Origin of the sequence: Acetoanaerobium pronyense (assembly GCF_017874355.1) — a bacterium.
Classification (GTDB): Bacteria; Bacillota; Clostridia; order Peptostreptococcales; family Filifactoraceae; genus Acetoanaerobium; species Acetoanaerobium pronyense.
Window position 1 is genome coordinate 61,807 of record NZ_JAGGLI010000007.1, and the last position, 26,486, is coordinate 88,292.

Sequence of the window (26,486 nt, forward strand, 5' to 3'; positions counted from 1 at the left end):
ACTAGATTTAGATGATATATTTCGGGTAGTTTCACCAAATATCATGATGGAAAGGAACAAAAATATGATAACTAGAAAAAGGACCCTATCTATTATTACTGCATTTATGATGCTTTTTATTGGAATTCCATTTGAAGCATTTGCTGCAACACCTATTTCCATTACAGAATTCAACTTTGTCCAAGAATCTGTATCCGGAAATACATCGGTAAAAGTATTTATTACAGGAGGAAATCTAGATACTGTTGATAATATTATTATTAACAATGGAATTAGTCCAGTAGCTGTATCGGCCATGCCTGGAGCTACAATGACTAAAACTAGGAGCCTTATCACTATAACTGCGCCCCTAAATGCTCCAAACCCTCCGGCAACAGACTACACAGCACTCAATTTCAACCTTAATGGTAATACTACAATAACTTTAGAGTCCCCTAGTGAATCTAAGGCGTTTACAGTAAATGTAAATAATCTTCCCTCTATGGATTCTCTTACTCAGAGAAAGATATATGTAGGAGATCAGCTTACTCTAAATGGAAGAGATTTTACTGGAGTAACAGAAGTAGCAATAGCCAATGCAGGACATTCAGTAAGTGAAACACCTGCTGAAATTACTGTTAATCCAACTTCTATAGTAATACCAAGCATTAAAAGAGGTACATTAAACGCCCAGTCAGATATAATTCTAAAAAAGCAAAATTCAACTACTGTAGATGGACAACCTGTTCCAGTTACTTTCTCAGTAGTTTACAAAAATTCAGTTACAGTGCTTCAAAAAATAGAGGGACTTGAAAATCTAAGAGTAGTACCATCACAAGGCCCTCCAAATAGATCAAATCTTATTAATGTGGCAGCACTAGACACAGATTTAACCACAATTCTTAAAAATAAATTTAATGATAATATGGATATTTATCTTAGAAACAGTGAAGATGAAACTAAAGAAATAAAACTGCTCAACCCTAGGCTTAGAAGAGATGGACCAAATAATACAGGTGATGTGATAGGACTCGAAGCTTTTACAGTTGCAAATAGTCCTTTTAATTTAATTAATGTTCCAATGCATGTGGTGATAAGAGACAGAAACAACCCAGCAGCAGAGGCAATAGCATTAAATGCATTTAGATTTACAGAAGGATCAAACGTACTTACAGTAGCAGGAGCAGTACCAGGAAGAGCAAAAGATAATGTTCCTACAGATATTACAATACTCGGTAGAAATATAATAAATATTAATACTCCAGATATAGTAAGACCTACAGGGGCGGTAATTACGCCAGCATCAACACCGCCTGCGAATCCTACAAGAGAAGGAAATACACTAAATATTAAATACTCTGTAGGGGGAAATCCTACATATGGAGGAAAAATAATAAGTGAAATAGAAAGAAATATAGAAGCTATAGTTGGTCTAAAGACAGTTCCATTAGATGTAGAAATCGACGTAACAAAACCATCCACAGATAATTATGGACTTAAGCATTTTACCACTCCTTCAGAGGATGGACTTGTAGTAAAAACTCAAAGTTTAACAGCGGATAAGCCCAGATACGATATTACGGTAGATACAGAAACAATAATTACACTTGAAGATGGAACTAAAATATCTATATTTGAAAGCGCAACCCTTTCTGGTGGCTTTATATTCGATCCAGCAGAGATAAGACCGGTAATTACAGGAGTGGAGCCAGTATACGGATATTTCCACAAAGTTGATACAGTGACCAAGCCTCTTATGATTAGGATTAAAGGTTCAAACCTTCAGGCTATAAGAGTTGATGACCCTGCTAACCCAGGACAAAGAATAACGAAATATCCGCAGGTTAACTTCTATACACCAGGAGGACAGCTTATAGGAGAGGTTCAGCTTTCGAATCTTCAAGGAGACAAGAAAATACTGAGCAATGGACTTCCTATAGATGGAGAGTTTAGCACATTGGGAGACACCTATGTAATCGCTATAGAACCAGCAACTGGTTCAGAGCTTAAAGAAAGAATAAAAAACGAACCTCTTGATCCTGCTGGTTTTCACAAACTATTTGGATTTATAGAAGTGATTAACCCAGAAGGAGGAAGAAATCTATATAACATAGATTCCCCTAGATTTGAGTTTAGATATCCATCAGGAGAAGAATCACCTACAGAAGGGCATCCAAAACAACCATTCATTAATGAAGTACTTCACAAAGGAGCACCAGCAACAACCCTTAGCTCTGACGAAGAAAATGAAATAGAAATCAAATTCACTGCAAACACAGGAATTACAAATCTCAACACAGTAAGAGTCACATTAGATGGAATGGACGTCACAAGTAGAATCACAAATAGAGCATTCCAAGGAGACAACGCAGTTATAAAACTTAAAACCCCAAAAGGTATAGCCGGAGAGACTAGGCTTCAGGTTATAATCACAGAAGGGCTTATGGATTCATATGACCTAAGATTTGCACCAATCACTGGACCTGTACTAAAAGAGCTTATACCAGACTCAGGAGATCCAGGGACAATAGTAGTAATTAAACGTAACAATCAAGCAAATAACGTGAGATTTATAAGACCTAATCTTACATCTGACAATGAACTCCTGCAAATAGGAACTAAAGTTCTTTTAAATGGTCAAGACGTTAATGAATATTTTAGAGATACTAACGATGATATAGAACATCAAGATAGTGATATTTTCTTTGACTCATCGAACCCAGAAAACAGACCAAAGCTCCCTGGTAAATATGTATATGTAGTAGATGCAGATACCATAATCGTAAAGATACCAGAGTCTAAACTTCCAGGAAACTATAATCTACAGGTTAGAAATCCGGACCTTAGTGAGAGCCTTGGGCTTCAGTTTAGAATCATTGATACTGGAGGTTCAAAAACAGAAATAAACACTATAGATCCAAATAGAGGAGACATCAAAGGTGGAATAATAAGCACCATAACAGCAGGTGGAAACACTACCTTTAGAGGAGAAGTAGACGTATTCTTTGGAAGTCAAAAGGGACAAGTAGTTGGATATAGCCTAGATTTCAAAGAAGCATATGTACAGGTACCGCCACTTGTAGACTCAGTCATAACACCGGGACAGTCGTACACAGTTCCAGTTACCGTAAAAAACAAGGTGAATCAATCAACGGGAACGAAACTAGACGGATTCACATATTTCAACCCAGCATATGACATTAGAATCAATAGTATATATAGACAAGGATTACCTTCAAACGACCCAAATGCAAACAAGGGAAATGTTGGAGACTTAGTTTGGATAGAAGGGGATAACTTTAGAGCAAAAAAAGAAGCTGATGAAGTTATAAACATCCCATCAATTTATTTTGGATACAAAAAAGCTACCGAAATAATAAACTATGACATTATAGAAGAAGGACAAGATGGAACTGTAAAACTTTCAAGAATACTAGTAAGAGTTCCAGAAAAACCTATAAACGTTGCCGAAGATGGCTCTGTAGATCTTATGGTAATTAACGAGGATGGGGCTACAGCAATAAGGCAAAAAGGATTTATCTACTCATCTGGAAATCCAGAGATAATCCAAAATTCATCAATACTTTCAGCTTCTAGATTTACAGATACAATAAATGTAAGTGCTAGAGATATCAATTCAAATGGTCTTATAGTTGCCTTTGGAAATAAAAGCTATAAGACAGATTTGGGAGACTTAGGAGCTGATTTAGAAACTATAAATGAAATAGAAAAGCTTCATATAAGATATAGACCGGGAGCTGGAAATAATATAGAGGTCTTTTACAAAGCGCCAGATGGTACCCTAACACTTATGGCGGATGCAGAAAATACAACAGGTGGAAGATTCAGAATCGGGGCAGTAGGAGAAAAAACAGTAATAGGGATAAACTGGAGAAATCCAGAGTATCATAAAGCTACGAACCTAGCCAACAATGTAGCCCTTCTTTCTAGACTAAACAAGGAATATGTATCTATTGGAATAGAAAGATCTGGAAACATCAACCAGCTTGTAGTAAGAAGAGGGCTTGGAAAGGTAGAAAAAGTAGACCTTAACGAAACTACAAGAGTATCAAATATAAGGATAAATACCCCATATAATGATAGAATAGAAACTACAACAATTACACTAATAAACCAAGACGGTTCATCAGCATCAGCACCTTTCAACTTTACTGGAGGTCTTACAGCCCCAGTAATTACAGATATAGAAGGCAGTAAAGACAGGCAGGTTAGAATAGGTGGATCTGATATTGATGCAAAGGTTTATAGTCATGACTTTAATGCAACAGGTGGAGTAGTAAAGATACTAGGCTCTAATATGGCAGGAATAAAATCTGTTAGAATTGGAGACAAAGAAGCTAAAATTGAGGCAGTGAGTCCAGACAATGACTTTGTAATAGTTTCAATTCCAAAGGGAACTGCCCCAGAGGTTAGAGTACCTCAGGTTGTATCCATATCAACTGGAGAAGGAAATGCTTTTTCAGACAGTGCAACCCCGCCCGTATACTTTATGTATATAGCAGCAGAATCAAAACCTGTAATAGACACTATAACTCCAGATAAAGGGCCACGAACTGGCGGAACATTTATCAGGGTTACAGGAAGTGGATTTAGAGAAACAGATGAATTTGGAATAGAAGATAGAATTACAGTAAACTTAAATGGTTCCCCTGCAGCACTTAGAAACATAGAGAAAAATGGAAATGGTGAAATAACAGCAATAAACATTACCGCACCTCAATCTGTTGCCGGAGCAGGAAAGCTTCAGGTTATAAATGCAGATGGAGGAGCCTCAGATGAAAAACCATTCACATATATCTCTCAACCTAAGATAAGTGAATCAGAAGGAGCTATATTCTTTAACGATACTCAGACAGAAGTTAAAATAATAGGTGAAGATTTTAGAGCAGGAGCGAAAGTAATAATTGGTGGAGAACTTATAAAATCAAGAACAGCCCCAGATGGCGCAAAAGCTTCAGGTATCCTTGGAGTAACTGCTGGTATCAACCAAGATGCCCATGTAACAGGTGGAGTTGAAGCTGCAGCAGTGACTGTAGAAGGAACTACTACTATAAAATTCAAAATGCCTGAGGGAGTGCTTTCCCTAGAAAATACTTCAATCATAATAGTTAACCCAGATGGTGGTATATCAGACCCTGGGGAAGGAAACGTAAAACCTCCAGTCCCAGACGTACCAGACATTGAAGCTATACCAGGCTTTGAAAGAAGTATGATTCTTAGATGGAACATTGACAAAGACGTACTAAATGCAGCAGAAAAATTTGAGATATATGCAAGAGAAGACAGAAGCTCAACAGATTACGTATTTGTTGGAGACACTAAAGGAACTGAGTTTGTAGTAAGAGGGTTAAAGCCAGATACTAGATATCAGTTTAATGTAAGAGTACTAAACAAATTCGGACAGGCAAATGACGTAGGATATGTAAGGGCTACAACCCTTAGAGAAAGAGATGACTACAAAGAAAAAGACAAAATAATAGAAGCTGAAAATACAGTAAGAGAGATTCAGACTCAAGGCAAGCAAGAAGTTGTAGGAAATACTCTTCAGTATACTGTAGGAACATCTGAAAACTTTATCAACCTTGCAAACTTTAATCAAAATGAAAAATATATTCAAATACCAGCAAGAGATATAAAAAGAGGAGTAAAGACTCTGACAATATCAGATAGAGGAATGACAATGAACATTCCTTACTCTAGCCTAAATGTCAGCCAGATAACCTCAGCTTCAGATGATGCATTCTTTAGAATCAAGCTCACATCTGTAAACAACCAGATGCAAGAAAGCATAGGAGCACTAGTTCCAAGAAATATGAGCAGAAACTCTAGAGTATACTCTATAGACTTTGAAGTAGTTGATAAAAGACTAACATCACCAGTATTTAGCCTAAACGGTATGTCTTCAATGTCAATCACTCCAGATAGAGGAACATCTTTAAACAACACTATATATAGATACAATGAATCAGGTCATAATCTACTTCCTGTAGGAGTAGGAACTATTCAGCTCAGAGAAGCAGGACACTACCTACTTCTTTCACCAAGATAGGAGAATAGATATGAAAAATAAATCAAATCCTAAAAACTCGAGACAAAACTCTAATAGAAGGATTGGCCTAGTTTGGCCTCTCCTTCTCCTTTTGATATTTGGAAATTTTTCAAATGCCTTTGCATTTCAGGCAGCTTCCCCATACCCAGTCATAGAAGGAAGTCCAAACTCCCAGGAGATAAATAGAAGACTTCAGGCAAGGGATATACAAGGAGATGAAGGAGTATACTTCGTACTTGGAAGCAGCATCATGACACTTGATGCAAACAGCAACTTTAGGCCAAACGCACCACTTACAGAAGCAGAAGCTCTTGTACTTGCAATTAACTCCTCTGGAATGGCATCAGGAGTCAAGGTGGATCCAAGCGACTGGAGAAAAGGATATATAGACCTTGCAACATCTTCAGGGGTATTAAATCCTCAAGATATAGTAGCATCAACAGAAACAAACTATAGCGCTCCAGTAACTGCCGAAAAGTTTGCAAGGTGGATGTCTGCATCATCAGGTAAGCCATTTATATATAGTCAAAACCCTAGTGCTTCTGTAAACAGAAGAATGGCTGCCCAAATGCTTCACTCAAACAAAAATATGATACTTTCAAACCTAGGCTCAGGAGTATCATCGGGAGAGGTAGTTTCAAAGCAGGAAGTTTACGATAAAGGAGAGCCATCCCTACTAATTACAGTAAAGTCTGATGAAGGTGGATTCTTTAATGTACTTGCAAACAGCTCGAAAAACTTTCCGGTAGCAAGATACGGAGCGCTTTCATTAAATCCTTCAGTACTTCAAAGTGGAGATAGGGTAGAATTTTTCTTAAGAGATGGAAAAGTATATTATGCTCAAGCAGGAAGCAGTTCTCCTCAGACAGTAGAAGGGACATTTGAAGGAATCCAAGGATCAAATATAATCATCAAAGACTTTACAGATAGACAAAGAATATACCAGTACTCTCCAAATGCAACGTTTTTTACAGAGCAAAACACAGTATCTGGAATATCATCAAAACAAATAACAAAAGAAAATCTAATTTATGGTCAAGATATAAGGCTAATGCTTAAAAACAATATAGCAGAAGAAATTCATGCATATCTTGATATAGACCCAGACCTTGACGGATATATACCTCCAAAAGGAAGAATGGTATCAGGAAAAGTCCTTGAAAAGGGCAATGACTATCTAGTATTATCGGATAATCAAAGATATGCAGTTCCAGTTGATACTCTGGTTTCAAAAGGTGGCATACTTTCAGATATCTCATATCTTATGGAAGGAGATATGGTAAAGCTATTCTTTGACGACATATATTCTCAAAGAGCAACAGCCCTAGAGATAGAAGGTCCTCAAAGACAAATAGATAAACTTCTAAAAGGAACTATAGACAGCGTAGCAATAGGTAGAGGGACAGTGACCCTTACGAATGTTAAAGAGCTATCAGGAGATAGGTGGATAGATGCAGGTGAAGCTTACAAGACTATACCCCTATCAAATGAAATATATGTAGGATCTCAAAAGGTAAATAGAAGTCAGATGTCAAGCTATAAAGGTCAAAGTCTATATATGGCGGTATCTATGGCGCAGGGAAGTCCGAAGGTAGAAAAAGGAAACATCATGGCAAGCAATCCTATATCCCTATATGAAGAAGTAAGGTCAGTTGACTATCCAGGTTCATATATGAATGTAGATGGCAATATAATCAATTTCTCAGGAGGAACTCTTGTAGTTAAAGACTCAAGACTAGTAGATTCTAGAAATATAGATGCATTTGCTGGAGCATTTGTAGAAGCATCTTCATCATCAAAAGCTGCATCCCTTGTAGTGCTAAACACTACAACCCAAGCGGTAGAGACTGGATATGCGGTATATAGAGGAACCTTTGAAAACGTATTTAACTACAAGTTCGCACTATACAACGACAAAGGTGAAAGATTCTACTATATCAACACTGGAGATAGATGGATAACTAGAAGGGCAGGAACAGATGACCCTCAGATAGCATTCACAGATCAAACTAGATTCTATGATGCTGACCATAATAGAGGTGAAGGCAAAGTGATTTCAGTAAATGAAATCAAGGACCTTAGATTTACAGATAGAAGAGATGACAATAGCGGTCTTCTTGAAAGACAGGTATATGTAGTCACTAGAAATGATGTAGCCATAGGAGTGACCTTCCAGACTGATACATCAACTACAAGCCTTGTTAACGCTCAAAACACTATGACAGGAAGAGTAAGAGAGATTGGTGAAAATACAGTAACCCTAAGAGAAGTAGCTAAATTCAACTCTCTAAGAGGAATATTCGTACATCAGCAACTAGAAGAAGAGATTGACCTATCGAAAGCAATAATAGTAAAAGATGGAAAAGCAATACCACTTTCAGCAATAGAAGAGCTAAATAATAGAAAAGTAAGGGTAATCTACAAACAAAGAACAACTAGGACAAATGATGGTATAGTTCTTATAGTAGAATAAATAATAGAATAAACAAAAATTAAGGAGTAAACTTTATGACAAAGAGATTTTTAGCATTTTTTCTCTCTGTCCTTACATTAATATCACTTCCTTTAGGGGCATATGCAGAGCCCCTAAAAGGATTTGACCCTGGAATAGAAAACGTATCATCCTATCAAGAGGCAGTTTTTCTTTCAGGGAGACCAGTGATTATGTCAGGTACAGTAAGAACCACAGTAAGAGATAGAGATGACCAAAGGACAGAGACCTATAGGTTTGAACTATCAGACCCAGCCACAGGAGATACTCTATCGAGAAACCTATCCCTTAGGACATCCATAGAGGATACAGGAGATCAGCTTATAGAGCGTACAGAAGTAGCTACATTTAAAGAGAGCATAACTATTGAAGGAACTACTTACGAAGCGGACCTAGATACATCGGAGTTCACTCAAAGTATAGTGACCCAAATAAAACCAGCAGTAGATTACTTCTCAGGAAATATGTCTTTTAGAAAAAGATACACATCAGATGACGAAGACAATATAACTATCCAAATGGAAGGGACTACAGTTGGATATGAACAAGCCTGGGGAGCAACAGAAACAAGAACCATGGATTATCATGTGAGTAGCAACCGCTCAAATGGTCCAAGTGGGACGTATAGCGTAATGTCTTCTCACAATATCACAAGAGATTTAGAATATATACCTAATCAGCCAACTCAAATATCTTTTAGAGGTGGCTATATGATATCGGAAAAAGAAGAGAGCAAGATTCAGTATAACTACGACATGAACGGCAGAAGAGGAAATAACTCGTTCACCCTAGGTAACAACCCAACCTTTGAAAGGTTATATGTATCAAACCTTAGAGATATGGGAGGCCACTGGGCTCAGGAAAGCGTAAGTCTACTTGCTAGCCTTGGAGCTATAGAGCCAAAAGCAATGTACTTTGGACCATCTCTTCCGATGAGTAGAGCAGAGTTTGCAAAGGCAGTTGCAGTAGCATCGGATATAGCTGAAGAGATGCAAACTTCTACTAGAAGAAGAACAGTAGAGCCAGCCTTATTCTTTGATACAGAAGTCGAAGATGAAAACTATAGATATATTAAGACAGTAGCTACAAAAGGAATAATGTCAGGAGTAGGAGAAAACAGATTTGAGCCAGATGGACACCTTACTAAAGCTCAGGCTGCTACTATTATGATCAATGCCCTTGGATTCTCAGGACTTGCCCCTACTGGAGCATATATGACAGGCTTTAGAGATGATTATGCTATACCTTTTTGGGCAAGAGACTCAGTGTATTTAGCTAGAGAAATAGGACTTGCAAGCGGCACAGCAAACAACTACTTCCAGCCAGACAAGACCCTTACTAGAGCAGAAGCAGCAGCCCTACTTCACAACTATATTATGTATCTCACCTATGAGATGAGAGAAGACTATAGGGAGAGAATACTTAACTACTATTAAAGATAGAGAAAGTGGTGAAAAATGAAAAAATATTTAAAAAAATACCTTCTTGTACTCACTATAGTAACTATGCTTCTTCCTAGCCTTTCCTATGGAGAAGCAATTACAAAAGATCAGGAATTCTTTAACGCAGTAAAGGAATATATACAGGAAAACTACGCCCTTGAAGTTAGTGAAGAAGAGCTTTATGACGCAGCTATTAAAGGAATGTTTGACTCCCTTGATCCCCATAGCAGATACCTAACAATAGAAGAAACTAAAACATTTATAGAAGACTCACAAGGCTCATTTGCAGGAATAGGAGCATCTATCGGAAAAAGAGATGATGGGTTTTATATTATAGAGACTTTTCCAAATTCGCCAGCAAGAAAAGCAGGACTGCTACCTATGGACAAGATAATAAAGGTAGATGGGGAAGCTATATCTATTAATATGGAAATTACAGAAGTAGTAGAAAAAATCAAAGGGCCAGAAGGTACCGAGGTAAGGATAGTAATACAAAGAGATGAAGAAATGAAAGAAATTAAAATAACTAGAGCTATAATAAAGGTGAATTCTTTTGAGAGCAAAGTCCTAGAAGAAGGCATAGGCTACCTAAGAATAAGAGAATTTAATAGCAATATCACAAGAGATGTATCCATAGAGATAGCGAAGCTTCAAATAGCGGGAGTTGAAAAGATAGTCCTAGATCTTAGAGGAAATCCAGGAGGACTATTAAATGAAGCCATAAACGTATCTAACTTTTTTACACCAAAAGGAAAGATACTTGAAGTAAGGTACAAAAACAAACCAGCCGAAGTATATTCATCAAATGGGAATAAGAAGTTTGAAAAAGTAGCAGTCCTTATAGATGGCTCCACCGCATCTGCAGGAGAGATACTCTCTGGAGCTATACAAGATACTAACTCAGGAATATTAATTGGAGAAAAAACTTACGGCAAAGGAACAGTTCAGGACCTTTTTAGCCTAAGAAACGGCGAAGCTATTAAGCTTACGGTAGCTAGGTATATACTTCCATCAGGAAGAGACATTAATAATGTAGGGATAGCGCCAGATATATCAGTACCTTCATCGGAAAACCAAAAAGAAGGCAAGGATATACAACTTTTAAGAGCTATAAACACCTTAAAAGAAAATTAAACCAATATAAAATTACAACAGAGAAATGTGTAAAATACTGGGAATATTACTACAAAAACTTCGAAGTGTAACACAGATGTAACATTAAAATCAGAAAATTAGTAGTATAATAACTGTAGAGACCTGGGGTATGGGAATAACAAGAACCAGCCAGGTTACAAGTATATTACATCCAAACTATAGTATTGACTAGGGTTGTATGTAATGCTATAATTCTTAGTGTATCGTCTACTACATACAGTGGACCAGTTAGAGGGACTGCAAAACCTTCACACAAAAAAACACATATTTTAAAGGAGGAAAGACAAACATGAAGAGAAAATTATCTCTATTAATGGCGCTTATGATGGTTGTTGCTTTACTACCAATGTCATCATTCGCAGCGTCAAAAGCTTCTGTTTCAACTCAAACAGTTGCTGCAGACAGTAGTATTAGATTAGACTTAGTAGTAGAAAAAGATGGGGCTTTAGATTTCACTACTGGTGGAGTTTTTGAAATCGCATTAGGAGACAATGCAGAGTGGGCAACTAACGCAAACGTAATTGTTACAGATCAAGGCGGAAATACTGTGACTACTGTAACTCCAAGAGGAAGCAAGGTTCTTGAAATAACTGTTCCTGATCCTGCTCCTACACAATTCAATATAGGAGTAAACGTACAGTTTAACAATGCTGAAGGTGAGCAAAAAGTTCAAGTTAGAAACGTAAATGCTAACGTTACTAATCAAACTTTAACTTACGCAGTTGTTTCTGGTACTGGAAACATAGTTGTTAGAGCTCTAGAAAGTGAAAAAACTATAACTAGAACTTCTAATGCTGCTTCTGTTTTCGAAATCAGAGAAATTGATGTAGATGCTTTCACTGGAAATACAGCTACACTTACTTTACCAAGAAACTTTACTTGGGAAGCTGGAACAAAAGTAGAAAAAGTAGTTGGCACTTCAACTACAAATGTTACTCCAGTAGGTTTTGAAGGTGAAGAAACTTTAACTTTCAACCTTACTCAAAATTCGTCAGTTGTTGAAAGATTCATAGTTACTCCAGTTGTGAGACCTGGTAGAGATGCTAACACTGGAAATGTAGATGTAAGAGTAAGAATAAGCGGAACTACAGAATTTATTGACATAGCTGAATATAAAGATTATGAAGTTGTTGCTAAAGTTGACAAAGTTCAAGAAATAATAGGTGGACATAGAGAAGATAGAGCTAATCAAGTTAGAGTTACACTTGAAGGAACTGGAACTGAGTCTTTCTTATCTAACAGAGAAATATCTTTCAAAGTTACTAATGGTGAAGTTGCTCTTAGAGGTGCTGTAGTTGGTGGAACTGCACAAGAAATTACTCTTGCTACAGCGGATGTTGAACACTTTGAAGATGAATTCTTCGTTAAGCCTAACGCTGGAGTTGAAAAAATCACTTTAGATTTAGTTCTATTTGGTAAATTCAATGCTGGTGGCAAAGATTTAGAACTTACTGTTGAAGGAGCTGGAGTAGAAGAGCAAACTATAAAGCTTGCTGATATACTTGCGCCGGCTACAGTTACTGTTGAAAAAGCTACAGATGTAATTCTTGGACTTCAAAATCAAATGGCTCCAGAAATTACTATAGTTGAAACTGAAGGTGCTGCTCTTAGAGAAGGTATCTACTGGATTGATTTCCCATCTCAATCAGTTTCTGGAATTAGAATTCTAGATGTAGACGTAGAAGTAGAGTCAGGAGATATCGACGTAGATGTTGATTATGACAATGCTAACGGAAGAATAATACTTGAAGTAGAAGGCGAATCAAGAACTGCTTCTACGATAGTTATAAAAGATGTAAAAATAACTCTTGATAGAACAGTAGCTTTTGGACCTTTAAATGCTAGATTAGCATATAGAGAAGATTGGACAGAAGCTGGTACTGCTAAAACATCAACAAGAGAAATACAAAAAGATATACCTTTCTTAAATGTTGTTACAGAAATTCAAGATGCTAGAAAACTTACTACAGTATTTAGCATTGATTCGGTAACTTATACAGTTGGAACTGAAACAAGAACTCTTGATGCAGCTCCATACATCTCTAACAACAGAACTATGCTTCCAATAGGAACTGTAGCTCAGCTTGCTGGAGCAACTGTAAACTATTCACCATCTTCAAGAACTGCAGTATTTACTAAAGATAATCTAGTGGTATCAATGAACCTAGATACTAATATTCTTCTAGTAAATGGATCTCCAGTTGCTATGGATGCTAAGCCAGAGATAGTTAACTCTAGAGCATTTGTTCCAGTAGTTTATGTAGCTCAAGCTTTTGGAATCCAAAATGGTACTGATATAGTTTATGATGCAGCTACAAGAACAGTTACTATGTTCCCTAACGCTCAGTAATCTATAATAAAAAATAAAAAGAAAAGAGGGTTTCCTTGAGGAAACCCTCTTTCTGTATAATTAAAGAGGTGATATAATGAAGAAATTTCTCTCGGGTATTCTAACAGGACTATTAATTTCCACAACTTTAATTTCTTTTGCTCAACCAATAGAAGTGAAATCATATATTAATGAAGGGTTTAGTTTTATATTTAATGGAGAAAGAAAAGAACTTCCTCCAGAGTATAAAGCGTTAGTATATGAAGGAAGAAGTTATGTTCCAGCAAGGTTTGTAGGGGAGAATCTAGGAGCAGAAGTTACTTTTAATTCTCAAACAAAGCAAATCAATTTTGTATATAATTCACATCAGACTGAATTGGAAGATATCATAGAAAATTATGAAAATGAAATAAGTAAATTAAATGAAAGAATTAAGGAACTAGAAGAAGATACCTCTACAAGACAAGATAATATAAGATATTCAACTTTACCTATTACTCAATCTCTTGATGGATTTGAGATTAGATTACAAAATTTTGATTTCAATTCTTTCGGTAATGTCTCATACCTTTCTTTGAATTTAGAAAATACGAATTCAGCCAAACCATATAAAATATTACCTTTGGAAACAAAGTTAATTATTGATGGGGTAACATATAGCCCATCATCTAGCTTTTTAGATTTTTCTTTATTTAATTACCTAAATAATGGAGATAAAGTTAATGGAACTATTGGCTACACCAATTTGCCAAAAGATTTGGAAAAAATGGAAATTTTATTTACAGTGGGCTATTCAGATGGATTTACTGAAAAAACACAAGATGTAAGATTTTATATAGAAAATGACTAGAGAGGAGAAATCTCGTGAAAACAAAAAAAATCCTTTCTTTTTTGTTAATTCTTTCGACATTTATTTTTACAGCAGGAACAGTAGATATATTTGCAGAGGAAGAAAATAACTTATTAACAATAGAAGAAGCATATAATCTAGCTAAGAAAAATAATCCTGAATTAAGAAAACTGGATAATCAAAATAGAAGAGCTAATGAATCTAGTAGGTCTTTAGAGTATGACTTAGGATTTTATCTTCCAGAAGATGACCCTTTTGGTTTTAAATCAGCAAGTTTTATGGCCCAGTCTAAGCAAATTAGATTTCAAAAAGATCAAGTAGAAGTTCAGAAAATGGTTACTCTAGAAAATATAAAATTACAAATATTATCCGCTTTTAACAATATAGATAAAGCTATTAATGAAAAAGAGATTTTAATACTTAAAATTTCTAGAATGAGAGAAAAATTAAATTTAGAAAAAATCAAGAATAATCTAGGAGTTTCAAGTCAATTTGATTTAATTACTATGCAAAATGAGCTTTCAAATTCAGAAAAAAACCTAGAAAAACTCAATAAAAGCATTGAGTCTTATTATTTAGAACTCGAAAAAGTTTTAAATACTAAGGTTGACAGACCAATAGAAAGTAATAAGGTTTCTTTCGAAAAACTAAATGAATCAGAAACAGATGTAACAAAGCAAGAATCTCTTGCTTTATCTAATAATATTTTAGTTTGGGGAAAAGAACAAGAAATTGACTTTAAAGAATTTGAACTTGAGCTATTTATACTAACATTACCACCTATAAATACAGGTGAAAGCATAAGTAGTGAACCATATAACATAAAAAAAATCGACCAAAGCTTACTATCCAATGAACTATCTACATTGAGAAATGATGTTAGAGAATCAGTAAGGACAAAGTATGACAATATTAAAACTCTAGAGAAAAATAGAGAAATACTTATAAACTCTATTAGGATTTTAGAAGAAGAAATTAAGATGATGAAAGTTAGAGAATCTGCTGGATTAATAACTCAAGAGCCTATAAAAGATATGAATTTGCAACTTGTTGAACTTAAAAACACGCTAGAAGAGATTGAAAGACAGCATGGTTTTTTGATTTATGTATATAGTAATCCAGTACTTTCAGGAATGTAAATAATAAGTGAAATATTACAATAAAGTATCGAATCCTCCTCAATTATATGAATACAACTTCCCTTATGATATAATAAGTTGTTGTATCCTAATATTTTAAGGAGGATTTTCTTTTGAGCAAAATTAAAAAAAATAATGATTTAAAAGATAAGAAAAAAATCAAAACCAATCTGTCAGTTAATACTGAAACTAATGTAAGTAATAAAAATATATTTAAAAATATATTTAAAGATATATTCCCTATTTTGCCTTTAATTATTTTAGTGTTTTTTCTACCGTTTGTAATTAGACTTAAATTAATTCCATTAGAAGGACCTTTTTATGATTATTGGACTGGAGAAAGAGTTAATGCAGATTTTTTCACATATTATAAAAAGATATTTATATACTTAGTTACAATTTGGACTATGATACATACATTTTTCTTTACTAAGAAAATAAAAAGAACTAAAGCATACTATTTTATGGGTGGGTATGCACTACTTGTAATCTTGTCAACAACATTTTCAGATTATCCTCAGATAGCTCTTCACGGCTTTAATGAAAGACATGAAGGGATGTGGATTGTGTTATGTTATATTTTACTTATTTTTTCAACTATAAACTTAGTGACTAAAGAAAGCCAAATCAAAGCTCTTATATATAGCTTAGGAATATCTGGAGGAGTAATATCTCTAATAGCAATTTTTCAATTTTTTGGTATGGATATTTTTGATACTGAGTTAATGACTAACCTTATGATTCCTAGAGAGATTATTTCACGTCTTGAGGAAATAAGCATAAAATTTGGTGAAGGATATTCATATGGAGTTTTTTACAATCCTAATTATCTTGGAGGATATATAAGTTTGTATGCTCCATTAATGTTTACGTATATGATCTATACTAAAAATTTAAAAGAGAAAATAGTATTTGGAATTTTATCGTTTCTTTCAATCTTGGCTCTTTTGTTCAGCAGAAGTGAAGCTGGAGTGCTTGGAACATTGATTTCGCTAATTATAATAATATTTTTCTTTGTTATTAAGCATTTGATTCATAATAAATCAAAAGATGAATATAACCGAGCAATGTTAAAAGGCGTAATACCTATAGCACTAATTACAACAATAGCAACGCTTTTAATATCATATATTCCTATGAGCACAAACCCTTTAGCAAGAATTAGAAATGAAGCTTTTGAACTTTTAGGGGGAGATGCAGAAAAGCTAAACTATAGGGAAATAGGACCTCTAAATAATATTTTTATTAATGAAGATGGTGAAGCAGAAATTAAAATTAATAATCAAGAAATAATGATAACTTCTAATGGGACTAACGTTATTTTAAGTGATTTTGAAAATGAAGAGATTTATAATAGACCAATTTCTGAAAAAGTAGAAAACTTATCCGTTGGAGCTGAAAAATATGAAAACCTTCTAATCACTACATATGTGAGTAATTCAGAAGATATTTCATCAATAGAGCTTAACTTTGTTGATTATGGTAATATGAAACTATATTTCATGATTAGAGGTAATGATATAAGTATTTCTAATTCCACCTTTAGAGACATTGAGATTACAGAAGCTCCATATATTGGCTTTCACGGAAAAGGTCAATTAGGGTCAAATAGAGGATATATATGGTCAAGAAGTTTTCCGCTCTTATTTGATAATTTGCTTATTGGATCAGGACAAGACACATTTATAACCCAGTTTCCTCAGTATGACATTTATGCTAAACAAGTAGAAGTGGGGCCAGCATATTGGCAAATCTGGGAAATTGTAGACAAGCCTCATAGCTTATATCTTCAAATAGGTATTCATTCAGGAATTTTAGCACTTATTATATTTATAGTAGGTATTGGGATATCCATTTTTAATGGAATTAAGCTATATTTAATCAAAAATGATTTTTATTCACTAGCTCTTAGTTCATCCATTTTAGGATTTTTAATTTCATCAATTTTCAACGACAGTATAATAGCAATTACTCCTATAGTTATGATATTGTTGGGGTTATTAATTAGCAGGAATATTTCATTAAAGGATGAAATTTAAAAAATAGTACTATTAGTTTGAAATTATAAACGAATCTAAGTCATGAATATGTGAGAGAGTGAAATGATGAATAACTTATTTGATTTTTTAAAAAAAAATAAATCTGATGGGCTTTTAATAAAAATAATAGAGCTCATTGCCTATTTGTTTATTGTTCATTTAGGATATTGGATAGCTTTCAAATTAGAATTTTTTAGTGTGTTTGGATATGATGAAAGGAATATAAATGCTTATAGCGAAATATGGCCATATATTACACTTTTTTCTGCCATGGTATTGCTCTTTAATAACACTTTTAAAATGATTAGAAAAAACCTAGTAGAAATTATAGCTACAATGACAATTGTTGTTTTAATGATAAATATTGGAACTCTATCTATAGCTTTTTTTTCTAGAGAGTTTGCACTGCCTAGATCACTGATACTACAAGCAGTTGTAATTCATTTTTTCCTTTTTATAACAGTTAAAGTTATTTTTATTAAGTTTCTAAGAAAATACAGAGGAACAAAAAATATAGTTGTGATTGGACCTATTGAAGATAAAGAAAATACAATGATAAAAATTTTGTCTAGCAATAGCGATATGGATAGAGTGAAATTTTATATAGACCCAAATCTCATTGAATATGAGAGATTCATTGAAAAGGCGGATAAAATATTTATTAGTGATATGGTAGATAATAAAATTAAAGATGATATTATTAGTACCTCCATAATTCTAAACAAGAGTCTATATATAGTACCCAAGACGTTTGAAATAGCTATATATAAATCAGAAATTGTTCAGTTTTCAGATATACCAGCTTTCAAAGTGGAAAACTTACAACTATCTGTGGAGAAAAAAATTATCAAAAGAGCTTTTGATATAGTTTTTAGCTCGTTAGCACTTTTAATATTATCACCTGTGATTCTAATTACTTCATTTTCTATTTTAGCTTTTGATGGGATGCCTATTTTTTATACACAAGAAAGAGCAACAATAAATAACAAAAAATTTAATATTATAAAATTCAGATCTATGATTAAAGATGCAGAAAAAGCTACCGGAGCAATCTGGGCATCCCATGATGATAATAGGATAACTCCTATAGGCAAAATCTTAAGACGCTTTTGGCTTGATGAAATACCTCAGCTGTTTAATGTTTTAAAAGGAGATATGTCATTAGTAGGACCAAGACCAGAGAGGCCGTTTTTTATAGAAGAATTCAATAAGAATATTCCTAGCTTTGAATATAGATTAACTGTGAAAGCTGGTGTTACAGGACTCGCTCAAATACTTGGCAAATATTCCACAACCCCTGAATACAAAATAAAATATGATTTGATGTATATTAGGAATGTATCTATTTACTATGATATACTAATTATTGTGGAAACCATTAAAAAGATTATAATTGGTACGTTGCAAAGAGGAGAAAACAAAGAAGACGAGTATGAAGCAATTAAGGAACAGAAAGGCATTATTGAAACAAAGAATGAAAATTTTATAGAATATAATTATTTTTATGAGAAATAAAACAAAAATGTTAACACATAATAAGGAGTGAAGAGATGAACTTCGAGATAAAACCCACTAAAATTCAAGGCCTCATACATATTCAGCCAAAGGTATTTGGAGATGAAAGAGGATACTTTTTAGAAACCTACAACAAAAATACTTTGAAACAACTAGGTTTTGAGGAAGAATTTGTGCAAGATAATGAATCCAAATCCAAAAAAGGGGTATTAAGGGGTCTTCATTTTCAAACTAAACATACTCAGGGGAAACTCGTTAGATGCACCTACGGAAAGGTACTTGATGTTGCAGTTGATTTAAGAAAAAATTCTCCTACTTATGGACATTGGGAGAGTGCAGTCCTTGATTCTAATGAGAAAAATATGTTTTATGTTCCAACAGGATTTGCCCATGGTTTTCTTGTTCTTACAGAAGAAGCTGTTTTTAATTATAAATGCACTGACTACTATGCACCTGAGTACGATGGAGGTATCAAGTGGGATGATCCCCAATTAAATATAGATTGGAAGCTCAAAGAATATGGCATTGATTCAGTTACTGTTTCAGAAAAAGACCTAAACCTACCATATCTTGAAGATTTAAACATCCAGTTTGAAAGAGATTGATTTATATGAAAAAAAATCAAGAATTTATAGATATATCGATTATCGTAGTTAATTATATGACTTATGAAAAAACTATAAATACAATTGAATCAATTTTTAGATTTACTGAAAATTTATCATATGAAATACTATTAGTAGATAATGGCTCTAAAAACAATGATAGATTTTTGCTCGAGAAATATTCAAAAGGCAAAAATAATATTATTTTTATCCCTAGCAAAACCAATTTAGGCTTTGGCAAGGGAAACAACTTAGCTCTCAAAAAGGCAAAAGGGGAGTATATATGTTTTCTCAACTCAGATACTGAATTGACAGCTAATTCATTTTATCGAGGAATAAAATTTCTTCAAGATAATTCAGATGTTGGAGCTGTAGGTCCTAGACTTATAGACATAAAAGGTTTTTTAGATAATGGATGCAAACGTGGATTTCCAACGCCAAAGGATTCATTATATTATTTTCTAAAACTAGATAAAATTACTGGAAATAAAGCAAAATACGGTAAGTATAAACTATCTTTTTTATCAGAATATGAAATCCATGATGTAGATGTTATCTCTGGAGCATTTTTTTTAACTAAAAAAACCATACTAGACAAATTTGGATCTTTTGATGAAAATTTTTTTATGTACGGAGAAGATATAGATCTTTGCTATAGGTTAAAAAAAAACGGTTATAGAATAATGTACAATCCAAAGCTTGGAGATGTAATTCACTATAAGGGTGAAAGCGGAAAAAAAAGAAGATTTAAGACTTTATTTCATTTTTATAATGCGATGGTTATTTTTTATAAAAAACATTACAAAGCTCAGAATAATTTTTTAGTAAGTATGTTGGTTTATATAGGAATATACTCCATGTTTTTTATAAAGCTACTGACAAATTTTTTTAAGAAAGGTTAGTTAAAATATTATGGTTTCAATAGTCATACCAAATTATAATGGAAAGCATTTTTTAGAAAAATGTCTCGATTCAATCGAAAATCAATCCTATAAAGATATAGAAACTATAATAATTGACAATGCATCTGATGATGGGAGCGTTGATTTCCTAAGGGATAGATATCCAAAAGTAAAACTCACTATTATGGATACAAATACAGGTTTTTCTGGAGCGGTTAATGAAGGTATAAAGAGTTCCAGAGGAGAGTTTGTGTTTTTATTAAATAATGATACTGAAATTGATGAATCCTGTGTTGAAAATTTAGTGAATGCTATAAATAAGGATAATAAGATTTTTTCTGTAAATGCAAAAATGATACAATTTAACAATAGAGACTTACTTGATGATGCAGGAGACGAATACAATAGTTTTGGATGGGCGTTTAAAAGAGGTTTCAATCAAAATATAGGGACAAATAAAGTTCCAAGACGTGTGTTTTCCTGTTGCGCAGGAGCTTCTTTATATAGAAAAGAAGTATTTAATCATATAGGATACTTTGATGAATTATTTTTTGCATATTTAGAAGATGTAGATATTGGATTTAGAGCCAATTGCTATGGATATAAAAATTATTTTTGTCCTGATGCTATTGTATATCATATAATAAGCGGTACTACAGGTAACAAAAAAACTGAATTTAAAACTAAACTTTCTGCTAGAAATAATGTATATCTTCTTTACAAAAATCTACCACTACTTTTAATCTTAATCAATTTACCATTTTTAATAATTGGAGCTCTAATAAAATCAGTATTTTTTAGCAAACATGGACTTGGCAAAAATTATCTAAAAGAAAGCATGTATGCATTAAAAGATTTAAGAAAATTAAATAAAGTGGATTTTAAGATACCACACATGAAAAATTATTTATGGATTCAATTTAAATTAATTATAAATGTACCAGTATTTATCTTAGAAAGAATTAAAATATTATTAACTTGAGGTGGATATAATGAAAAAAATGCTAGTAACAGGCGGAGCAGGCTTTATAGGTTCGAATTTTGTAAAGCTAATCATAGAAAAAGAAGAATATAATTTAGTTAATTTGGATGAGCTTACATATGCAGGGAACTTAGAAAATCTTAAAGAAATTGAAAATCATAAAAACTATAAATTTGTAAAAGGGTCTATAGCAGATTCAGAATTTATAAATGAACTTTTTGAAAAAGAAAATTTTGACTATGTGGTAAATTTCGCAGCAGAAAGCCATGTAGATAGAAGCATATCAAATCCCCAGATTTTTATTCACACTAATGTCATGGGGACACAGATACTGCTTGACGCAGCAAAAAAAAGCTGGCAGATAGATAAAGACGAATATGGATATCCTATTTATAAAGAAGGTGTGAAATTCGTCCAGGTTTCCACTGATGAAGTATATGGTACTCTTGGTAAGACTGGATTATTTACAGAAACTACTCCTATAAAACCCAACAGTCCTTATTCAGCATCAAAAGCAGCATCTGATTTAATAGTAAGGGCCTACAACGAGACATTCAAGATGCCAACAAATATCACTAGATGCTCAAACAATTATGGACCATATCAATTTCCAGAAAAGTTAATACCTCTCATGATTAATAATTGCCTTAAAGATAAGCAATTACCTGTATATGGAGATGGGATGCAGATAAGAGACTGGCTTCATGTGAAAGATCATTGTGAAGCTATAGGAACAGTCCTTGAAAAAGGTATAACTGGAGAAGTATATAATATAGGCGGTAACAACGAAAAAGCGAATATTGAGATTGTTAAGCTGATTATTGAAAGTCTAGGCAAAAATGAAACTCTTATAAAATATGTAGAAGACAGACTTGGACATGATAGAAGATATGCTATAGATAATACAAAGATAACAACAGAGCTTGGATGGGCTCCCAAATATACCTTTGAAGAAGGCATTAAAGAAACCATAAATTGGTATATTGAAAATTCAGAGTGGCTATCACGAGTTATAAACAAGGACTATATGGAGTATTATGAAACAATGTATGCTAATAGATAATTTATGTTACTAGATTAATTAAATGAGGTGCATTTATGAAAGGTATAATTTTAGCTGGTGGTGCAGGTACTAGGCTTCACCCTGTGACAGTATCAATATCAAAGCAGATAATCCCAATTTATGACAAACCTATGATTTACTATCCTTTATCCGTTCTTATGCTTGCAGGTATTAAGGAAATACTGATAATATCAACTCCTAGAGATATAAAGCTATATGAAGACTTATTTGGAGATGGAAGTCATCTGGGACTAGAAGTATCTTATGCAATACAAGAAGCCCCGAATGGTCTTGCTGAGGCATTTATAATTGGAGAAGATTTTATTGGCAAAGATAGTGTTGCTTTAGTACTTGGGGATAATGTATTTTATGGTCATGGATTTACTGATACATTAAAAAGAGCAAGGGAAAATAAAGAAGGAGCTACTATTTTTGGATATCAGGTTGCAGATCCAGATAGATATGGAGTAGTGGAATTTGACAAAGACTATAATGTACTTAGTATTGAAGAAAAGCCAGAATCTCCTAAAAGTAATTACGCTGTACCAGGACTTTATTTTTATGATAATGATGTAGTAAATATAGCAAAGAATATAGAGCCTTCTCCAAGATGCGAACTTGAAATCACAGAAGTTAACAATCAGTATCTAAAGAAAAATAAATTAAAAGTAGAACTACTGGGAAGAGGTATAGCATGGCTAGATACAGGAACCCATGACAGTCTTCTTGAAGCTAATAATTTTGTTCATGCCATCCAAAAAAGACAAGGACAGTATGTAGCTTGCCTAGAAGAAATTGCATATAGAATGAACTTTATTGATAAAAATCAATTAATGAGATTAGCTGATCCATTAAAAAAGAGTGATTATGGGCATTATTTAATGAATTTAATTTAAAAAAGCTTAGCATAGGAGTTTTAAAATGAATATACTTGTCGTTGGTGGAAATGGTATGCTAGGAAAAGAAATAGTTGAAATTCTTTTAAAATTAGGATATGACGTATTATATCCTTCTTCAAATGATTTGAATCTTTTGGATAGAGGGAAAATAAAAAAATATTTTTCAGAGAACAGAATGGATTATATTATTCATTGTGCCGGATTCACAAATGTAAATGAAGCAGAAAATAATTTTGATGCTTATAAAATCAATTGTGAATCTATGCATTGGATAGTTCATGAATGTCAGGTGAGAGATATTCCACTGCTTTATTTTAGTACAGATTATGTTTTTGATGGAGATAAAGTCACCCCATATATTGAAGAAGATATAAAAAATCCTTTAAATACTTATGGAATGACTAAATCTATTTCGGAAGATATTATAATAAGCAATCTCAGTAACTATAGGATTTTGAGAGTCTCATGGTTGTTTGGGGATTCTAGCAAGTGCTTTCCTATGAAAATAATAGAAAAACTGAAAGAAGGAAAAGAATTTTCTGTAGTATATGATCAAGTGGGTTCTCCTACGTATGTAAAGGATATAGCAACTAAAATAAATGAGCTAATAAATATTCCATCTGGAATATATCATTTGACTAATTCAGGACATACCTCATGGTATGAATATTCTATTTTCATAGCTGAACTACTGAATTTTTCTAAGGATATTATAAGTAAAACTAATTCTAAGGAGTTTAAAACTCCGTTAACCCGTCCTTTGAATTCGAGATTATCTAATGAAAAAGTAAAATCTTATAATATAAGTTTAAGAAATTATAAAGAGGCAACCAAAGAATTTATAAAAATAAATTATAACTAAAAAGGAGAATGAAAATGGGAATTCAATTATTTGTACCAACATTTAATATTGAAAGATGCATGGAAGAAATAAAAGAGTGCTTAGAAAAGGGATGGACAGGACTTGGATTTAAAACAGTTGAATTTGAAGATAAGTGGAAGGATTATACAGGACACAGTAATGCGCATTTCTTAAGTTCTGCTACAGCAGGACTTCATTTAGCTGTAAAAATATATAAAATGAAGTACGGTTGGAAAGAAGATGATGAAATAATTTCAACTCCAATGACTTTTGTTTCTACTAACCATGCGATTGCATACGAAAACATGAAAATAAAATTTGCTGATGTTGATGAATATTTATGTCTTGATCCAAAGTCAGTAAGAAAACAGATTACTGATAAGACAAAAGCTATATTATTTGTAGGTTTAGGCGGAAACACAGGAAGACTTAAAGAGATAATTGAAATATGTAAAGAATATAATCTCAAGTTAATTCTTGATGCAGCTCATATGGCAGGTACTAGATTTGAGGGAGAAACGCCTGGTCTAAAAGCAGATTGTACAGTCTATTCGTTTCAAGCTGTTAAAAACTTGCCTACTTCCGATAGTGGAATGATTTGCTTTAATGATGCAGAAGATGATGAAATTTGTAGAAAAATGACATGGTTAGGTATTAATAAAGATACTTATGCTAGGACTAATCAAAAGGGAAATTATAAGTGGAAATATGATGTTGAATATTTAGGTTACAAGTATCATGGTAATTCAATTATCGCAGGAATTGGAATTGCTCAGTTAGAAACTTTAGATAGAGATAATGCTTTTAGACGTCAAATTTGCAATTGGTATGACCAAAGATTTAAAGAAATTGCTGGAATTAAAAGAGTTCTAGTTGCAGGAGGATGTGAATCCTCGAGGCATTTATACGTTATAGAAATTGACAACAGAGACGAGCTATTGGAGTATTTAAATGAAAATGAAATTTATCCTGGAGTACATTACAGAGATAATACCGAATATGGAATGTATGCTCATGGAAAAGATGAATGTGAAAACTCAGCTAGAATGAGTGAACGTATAATGTCCCTTCCATTACATTTAAGATTATCAAAAAAAGATGTGGACTATGTTGCGGATAAAGTTATAGAATTTGTAAACAAGAATAGACATTCTTAGATTAATCAAATTACTGAGGAAAATCAATTAATAAGACTAAACAAGACAGAAAACTCTTCAATTTCCTTTAAATAATTTATTGGTTTTTAAAGTAAAGAGAAGAAGTTTTCTGCATTTAGTCTTACTAATTGTAAAACTAAATATAGTATTTTAATTAAATTAAAAATTATTTTTTAGAATTTTACTTTGATATTAACAAAGTAATAGGAGGATTTATAGTGGTTTATATGTATAAAGAATTATTTAGATTTTCATATGTTTTGAAAAATTTCATTAGGCAAGAATTAACCGTAAAATATAAGAGATCATTCTTTGGATTGCTCTGGTCACTACTCAACCCAATATTAACAATGTCAATATCAGCTATAGTATTTGGAAGCATAATGAGATTCAAAATCGAAGATTTTGCAGTGTTTATTTTTTCGGGATTATTACCATTCAATTATTTTGGCGGAACTGTTCAAAGTGCAACAATGTCTTTAATTGGATCAGAAGGGTTTATAAAAAAAATATATATTCCCAAAATTTTATTCCCCGTATCTTTGGTAGTTTCAAATTTCGTTAATCTTTTATTTTCTATGACAGCATTATTTTTTATAATGTTATTTATTAATATAGAATTAAACCTAGCTTTATTTTTTCTGCCTCTATCTTTCTTTATTTTATTTATATTTACTCTAGGAATCAGCCTTATATTCTCGATTGTAAATGTATTTTTTAGAGATTTTACATATTTAATAGGGGTTTTTTTAACGGGGCTCTATTATTTAACTCCAATACTCTATCCATTGGATTATATTAGAGACACACCATTATATGGTATTGTAATTTATAATCCAATAACATATATAATTGATATGTTTAGATATCCCTTGTATTTAAGGGAATTTCCTCCACTTGAGATAACCCTAACTGCTATAGCTATATCGGTTATCTCTTTTATAGTAGGAAACCAAGTATTTAAAAAATATGAAAAAGAAATAGTATTTTATCTTTAGAATTGAGGA

17 protein-coding genes are annotated in these 26,486 nt (G+C 33.0%); all 17 read left to right on the forward strand.

The genetic code is table 11. The features are described 5' to 3' along the window. The first annotated feature begins 64 nt into the window (after positions 1 to 64). Entirely contained in the window at positions 65 to 6,049 is a 5,985-nt protein-coding gene (locus tag J2Z35_RS04530; RefSeq protein ID WP_209659854.1) for an IPT/TIG domain-containing protein, read from the forward strand. Positions 6,050 to 6,059: 10 nt separating this feature from the next. After that, positions 6,060 to 8,522, forward strand: coding sequence for an S-layer homology domain-containing protein (locus J2Z35_RS04535; protein ID WP_209659856.1), 2,463 nt, complete (start codon positions 6,060 to 6,062; stop codon positions 8,520 to 8,522). A gap of 35 nt (positions 8,523 to 8,557) precedes the next feature. After that, positions 8,558 to 9,976 carry an S-layer homology domain-containing protein gene (locus J2Z35_RS04540; RefSeq protein WP_209659858.1) on the forward strand — a complete coding sequence of 473 codons (1,419 nt, stop codon included), beginning with the start codon at positions 8,558 to 8,560 and terminating at the stop codon, positions 9,974 to 9,976. A gap of 21 nt (positions 9,977 to 9,997) precedes the next feature. After that, positions 9,998 to 11,116: a S41 family peptidase gene (locus tag J2Z35_RS04545; RefSeq protein WP_209659860.1), complete on the forward strand. Its 1,119-nt coding sequence runs from the start codon at positions 9,998 to 10,000 to the stop codon at positions 11,114 to 11,116. Positions 11,117 to 11,426: 310 nt separating this feature from the next. Continuing rightward, positions 11,427 to 13,487 (forward strand): copper amine oxidase N-terminal domain-containing protein, encoded by a 2,061-nt coding sequence (locus J2Z35_RS04550; protein ID WP_209659861.1) that lies wholly within the window; start codon positions 11,427 to 11,429, stop codon positions 13,485 to 13,487. A gap of 76 nt (positions 13,488 to 13,563) precedes the next feature. Continuing rightward, the gene (locus J2Z35_RS04555) at positions 13,564 to 14,316 is read left to right on the forward strand and encodes a stalk domain-containing protein (RefSeq protein ID WP_209659869.1); all 753 of its coding nucleotides are present in this window, start codon (positions 13,564 to 13,566) and stop codon (positions 14,314 to 14,316) included. 14 nt (positions 14,317 to 14,330) lie between these two features. After that, a complete protein-coding gene (locus J2Z35_RS04560) occupies positions 14,331 to 15,455 on the forward strand; it encodes a TolC family protein (protein WP_209659871.1) in 1,125 nt (374 codons plus the stop codon). A 113-nt stretch (positions 15,456 to 15,568) separates the two neighbouring features. Next, a complete protein-coding gene (locus tag J2Z35_RS04565) occupies positions 15,569 to 17,494 on the forward strand; it encodes an O-antigen ligase family protein (RefSeq protein ID WP_209659873.1) in 1,926 nt (641 codons plus the stop codon). 66 nt (positions 17,495 to 17,560) lie between these two features. Then, positions 17,561 to 19,009 carry a sugar transferase gene (locus J2Z35_RS04570; protein WP_209659876.1) on the forward strand — a complete coding sequence of 483 codons (1,449 nt, stop codon included), beginning with the start codon at positions 17,561 to 17,563 and terminating at the stop codon, positions 19,007 to 19,009. Between the two features lie 35 nt (positions 19,010 to 19,044). Continuing rightward, entirely contained in the window at positions 19,045 to 19,614 is a 570-nt protein-coding gene (gene rfbC, locus J2Z35_RS04575; protein ID WP_209659878.1) for a dTDP-4-dehydrorhamnose 3,5-epimerase, read from the forward strand. Positions 19,615 to 19,619: 5 nt separating this feature from the next. Beyond that, a complete protein-coding gene (locus tag J2Z35_RS04580; protein ID WP_245330757.1) occupies positions 19,620 to 20,516 on the forward strand; it encodes a glycosyltransferase family 2 protein in 897 nt (298 codons plus the stop codon). A gap of 10 nt (positions 20,517 to 20,526) precedes the next feature. Further along, positions 20,527 to 21,498 (forward strand): glycosyltransferase family 2 protein, encoded by a 972-nt coding sequence (locus J2Z35_RS04585; RefSeq protein ID WP_245330758.1) that lies wholly within the window; start codon positions 20,527 to 20,529, stop codon positions 21,496 to 21,498. A gap of 10 nt (positions 21,499 to 21,508) precedes the next feature. After that, the gene (rfbB, locus tag J2Z35_RS04590) at positions 21,509 to 22,561 is read left to right on the forward strand and encodes a dTDP-glucose 4,6-dehydratase (RefSeq protein WP_209659880.1); all 1,053 of its coding nucleotides are present in this window, start codon (positions 21,509 to 21,511) and stop codon (positions 22,559 to 22,561) included. Positions 22,562 to 22,596: 35 nt separating this feature from the next. Then, positions 22,597 to 23,457, forward strand: coding sequence for a glucose-1-phosphate thymidylyltransferase RfbA (gene rfbA / locus J2Z35_RS04595; protein WP_209659882.1), 861 nt, complete (start codon positions 22,597 to 22,599; stop codon positions 23,455 to 23,457). Positions 23,458 to 23,482: 25 nt separating this feature from the next. Next, on the forward strand, positions 23,483 to 24,322 hold the full coding sequence (rfbD, locus tag J2Z35_RS04600; RefSeq protein WP_209659884.1) for a dTDP-4-dehydrorhamnose reductase: 840 nt from the start codon (positions 23,483 to 23,485) through the stop codon (positions 24,320 to 24,322). A gap of 14 nt (positions 24,323 to 24,336) precedes the next feature. Then, the gene (locus J2Z35_RS04605; RefSeq protein ID WP_209659886.1) at positions 24,337 to 25,479 is read left to right on the forward strand and encodes a DegT/DnrJ/EryC1/StrS family aminotransferase; all 1,143 of its coding nucleotides are present in this window, start codon (positions 24,337 to 24,339) and stop codon (positions 25,477 to 25,479) included. A 227-nt stretch (positions 25,480 to 25,706) separates the two neighbouring features. Further along, on the forward strand, positions 25,707 to 26,477 hold the full coding sequence (locus tag J2Z35_RS04610) for an ABC transporter permease (RefSeq protein ID WP_245330761.1): 771 nt from the start codon (positions 25,707 to 25,709) through the stop codon (positions 26,475 to 26,477). Positions 26,478 to 26,486: the final 9 nt, after the last annotated feature.

What these genes read in the sequence shown, in the direction of transcription:
- J2Z35_RS04530 (WP_209659854.1), top strand. Translation starts at nt 65, where the DNA reads ATGATAACTAGAAAAAGGACCCTATCTATTATTACTGCATTTATGATG.
- rfbC (WP_209659878.1), top strand. Translation starts at nt 19,045, where the DNA reads ATGAACTTCGAGATAAAACCCACTAAAATTCAAGGCCTCATACATATT.
- J2Z35_RS04550 (WP_209659861.1), top strand. Translation starts at nt 11,427, where the DNA reads ATGAAGAGAAAATTATCTCTATTAATGGCGCTTATGATGGTTGTTGCT.
- J2Z35_RS04570 (WP_209659876.1), top strand. Translation starts at nt 17,561, where the DNA reads ATGAATAACTTATTTGATTTTTTAAAAAAAAATAAATCTGATGGGCTT.
- rfbA (WP_209659882.1), top strand. Translation starts at nt 22,597, where the DNA reads ATGAAAGGTATAATTTTAGCTGGTGGTGCAGGTACTAGGCTTCACCCT.
- J2Z35_RS04610 (WP_245330761.1), top strand. Translation starts at nt 25,707, where the DNA reads ATGTATAAAGAATTATTTAGATTTTCATATGTTTTGAAAAATTTCATT.
- rfbD (WP_209659884.1), top strand. Translation starts at nt 23,483, where the DNA reads ATGAATATACTTGTCGTTGGTGGAAATGGTATGCTAGGAAAAGAAATA.
- J2Z35_RS04585 (WP_245330758.1), top strand. Translation starts at nt 20,527, where the DNA reads ATGGTTTCAATAGTCATACCAAATTATAATGGAAAGCATTTTTTAGAA.
- J2Z35_RS04540 (WP_209659858.1), top strand. Translation starts at nt 8,558, where the DNA reads ATGACAAAGAGATTTTTAGCATTTTTTCTCTCTGTCCTTACATTAATA.
- J2Z35_RS04545 (WP_209659860.1), top strand. Translation starts at nt 9,998, where the DNA reads ATGAAAAAATATTTAAAAAAATACCTTCTTGTACTCACTATAGTAACT.
- J2Z35_RS04605 (WP_209659886.1), top strand. Translation starts at nt 24,337, where the DNA reads ATGGGAATTCAATTATTTGTACCAACATTTAATATTGAAAGATGCATG.
- rfbB (WP_209659880.1), top strand. Translation starts at nt 21,509, where the DNA reads ATGAAAAAAATGCTAGTAACAGGCGGAGCAGGCTTTATAGGTTCGAAT.
- J2Z35_RS04535 (WP_209659856.1), top strand. Translation starts at nt 6,060, where the DNA reads ATGAAAAATAAATCAAATCCTAAAAACTCGAGACAAAACTCTAATAGA.
- J2Z35_RS04555 (WP_209659869.1), top strand. Translation starts at nt 13,564, where the DNA reads ATGAAGAAATTTCTCTCGGGTATTCTAACAGGACTATTAATTTCCACA.
- J2Z35_RS04580 (WP_245330757.1), top strand. Translation starts at nt 19,620, where the DNA reads ATGAAAAAAAATCAAGAATTTATAGATATATCGATTATCGTAGTTAAT.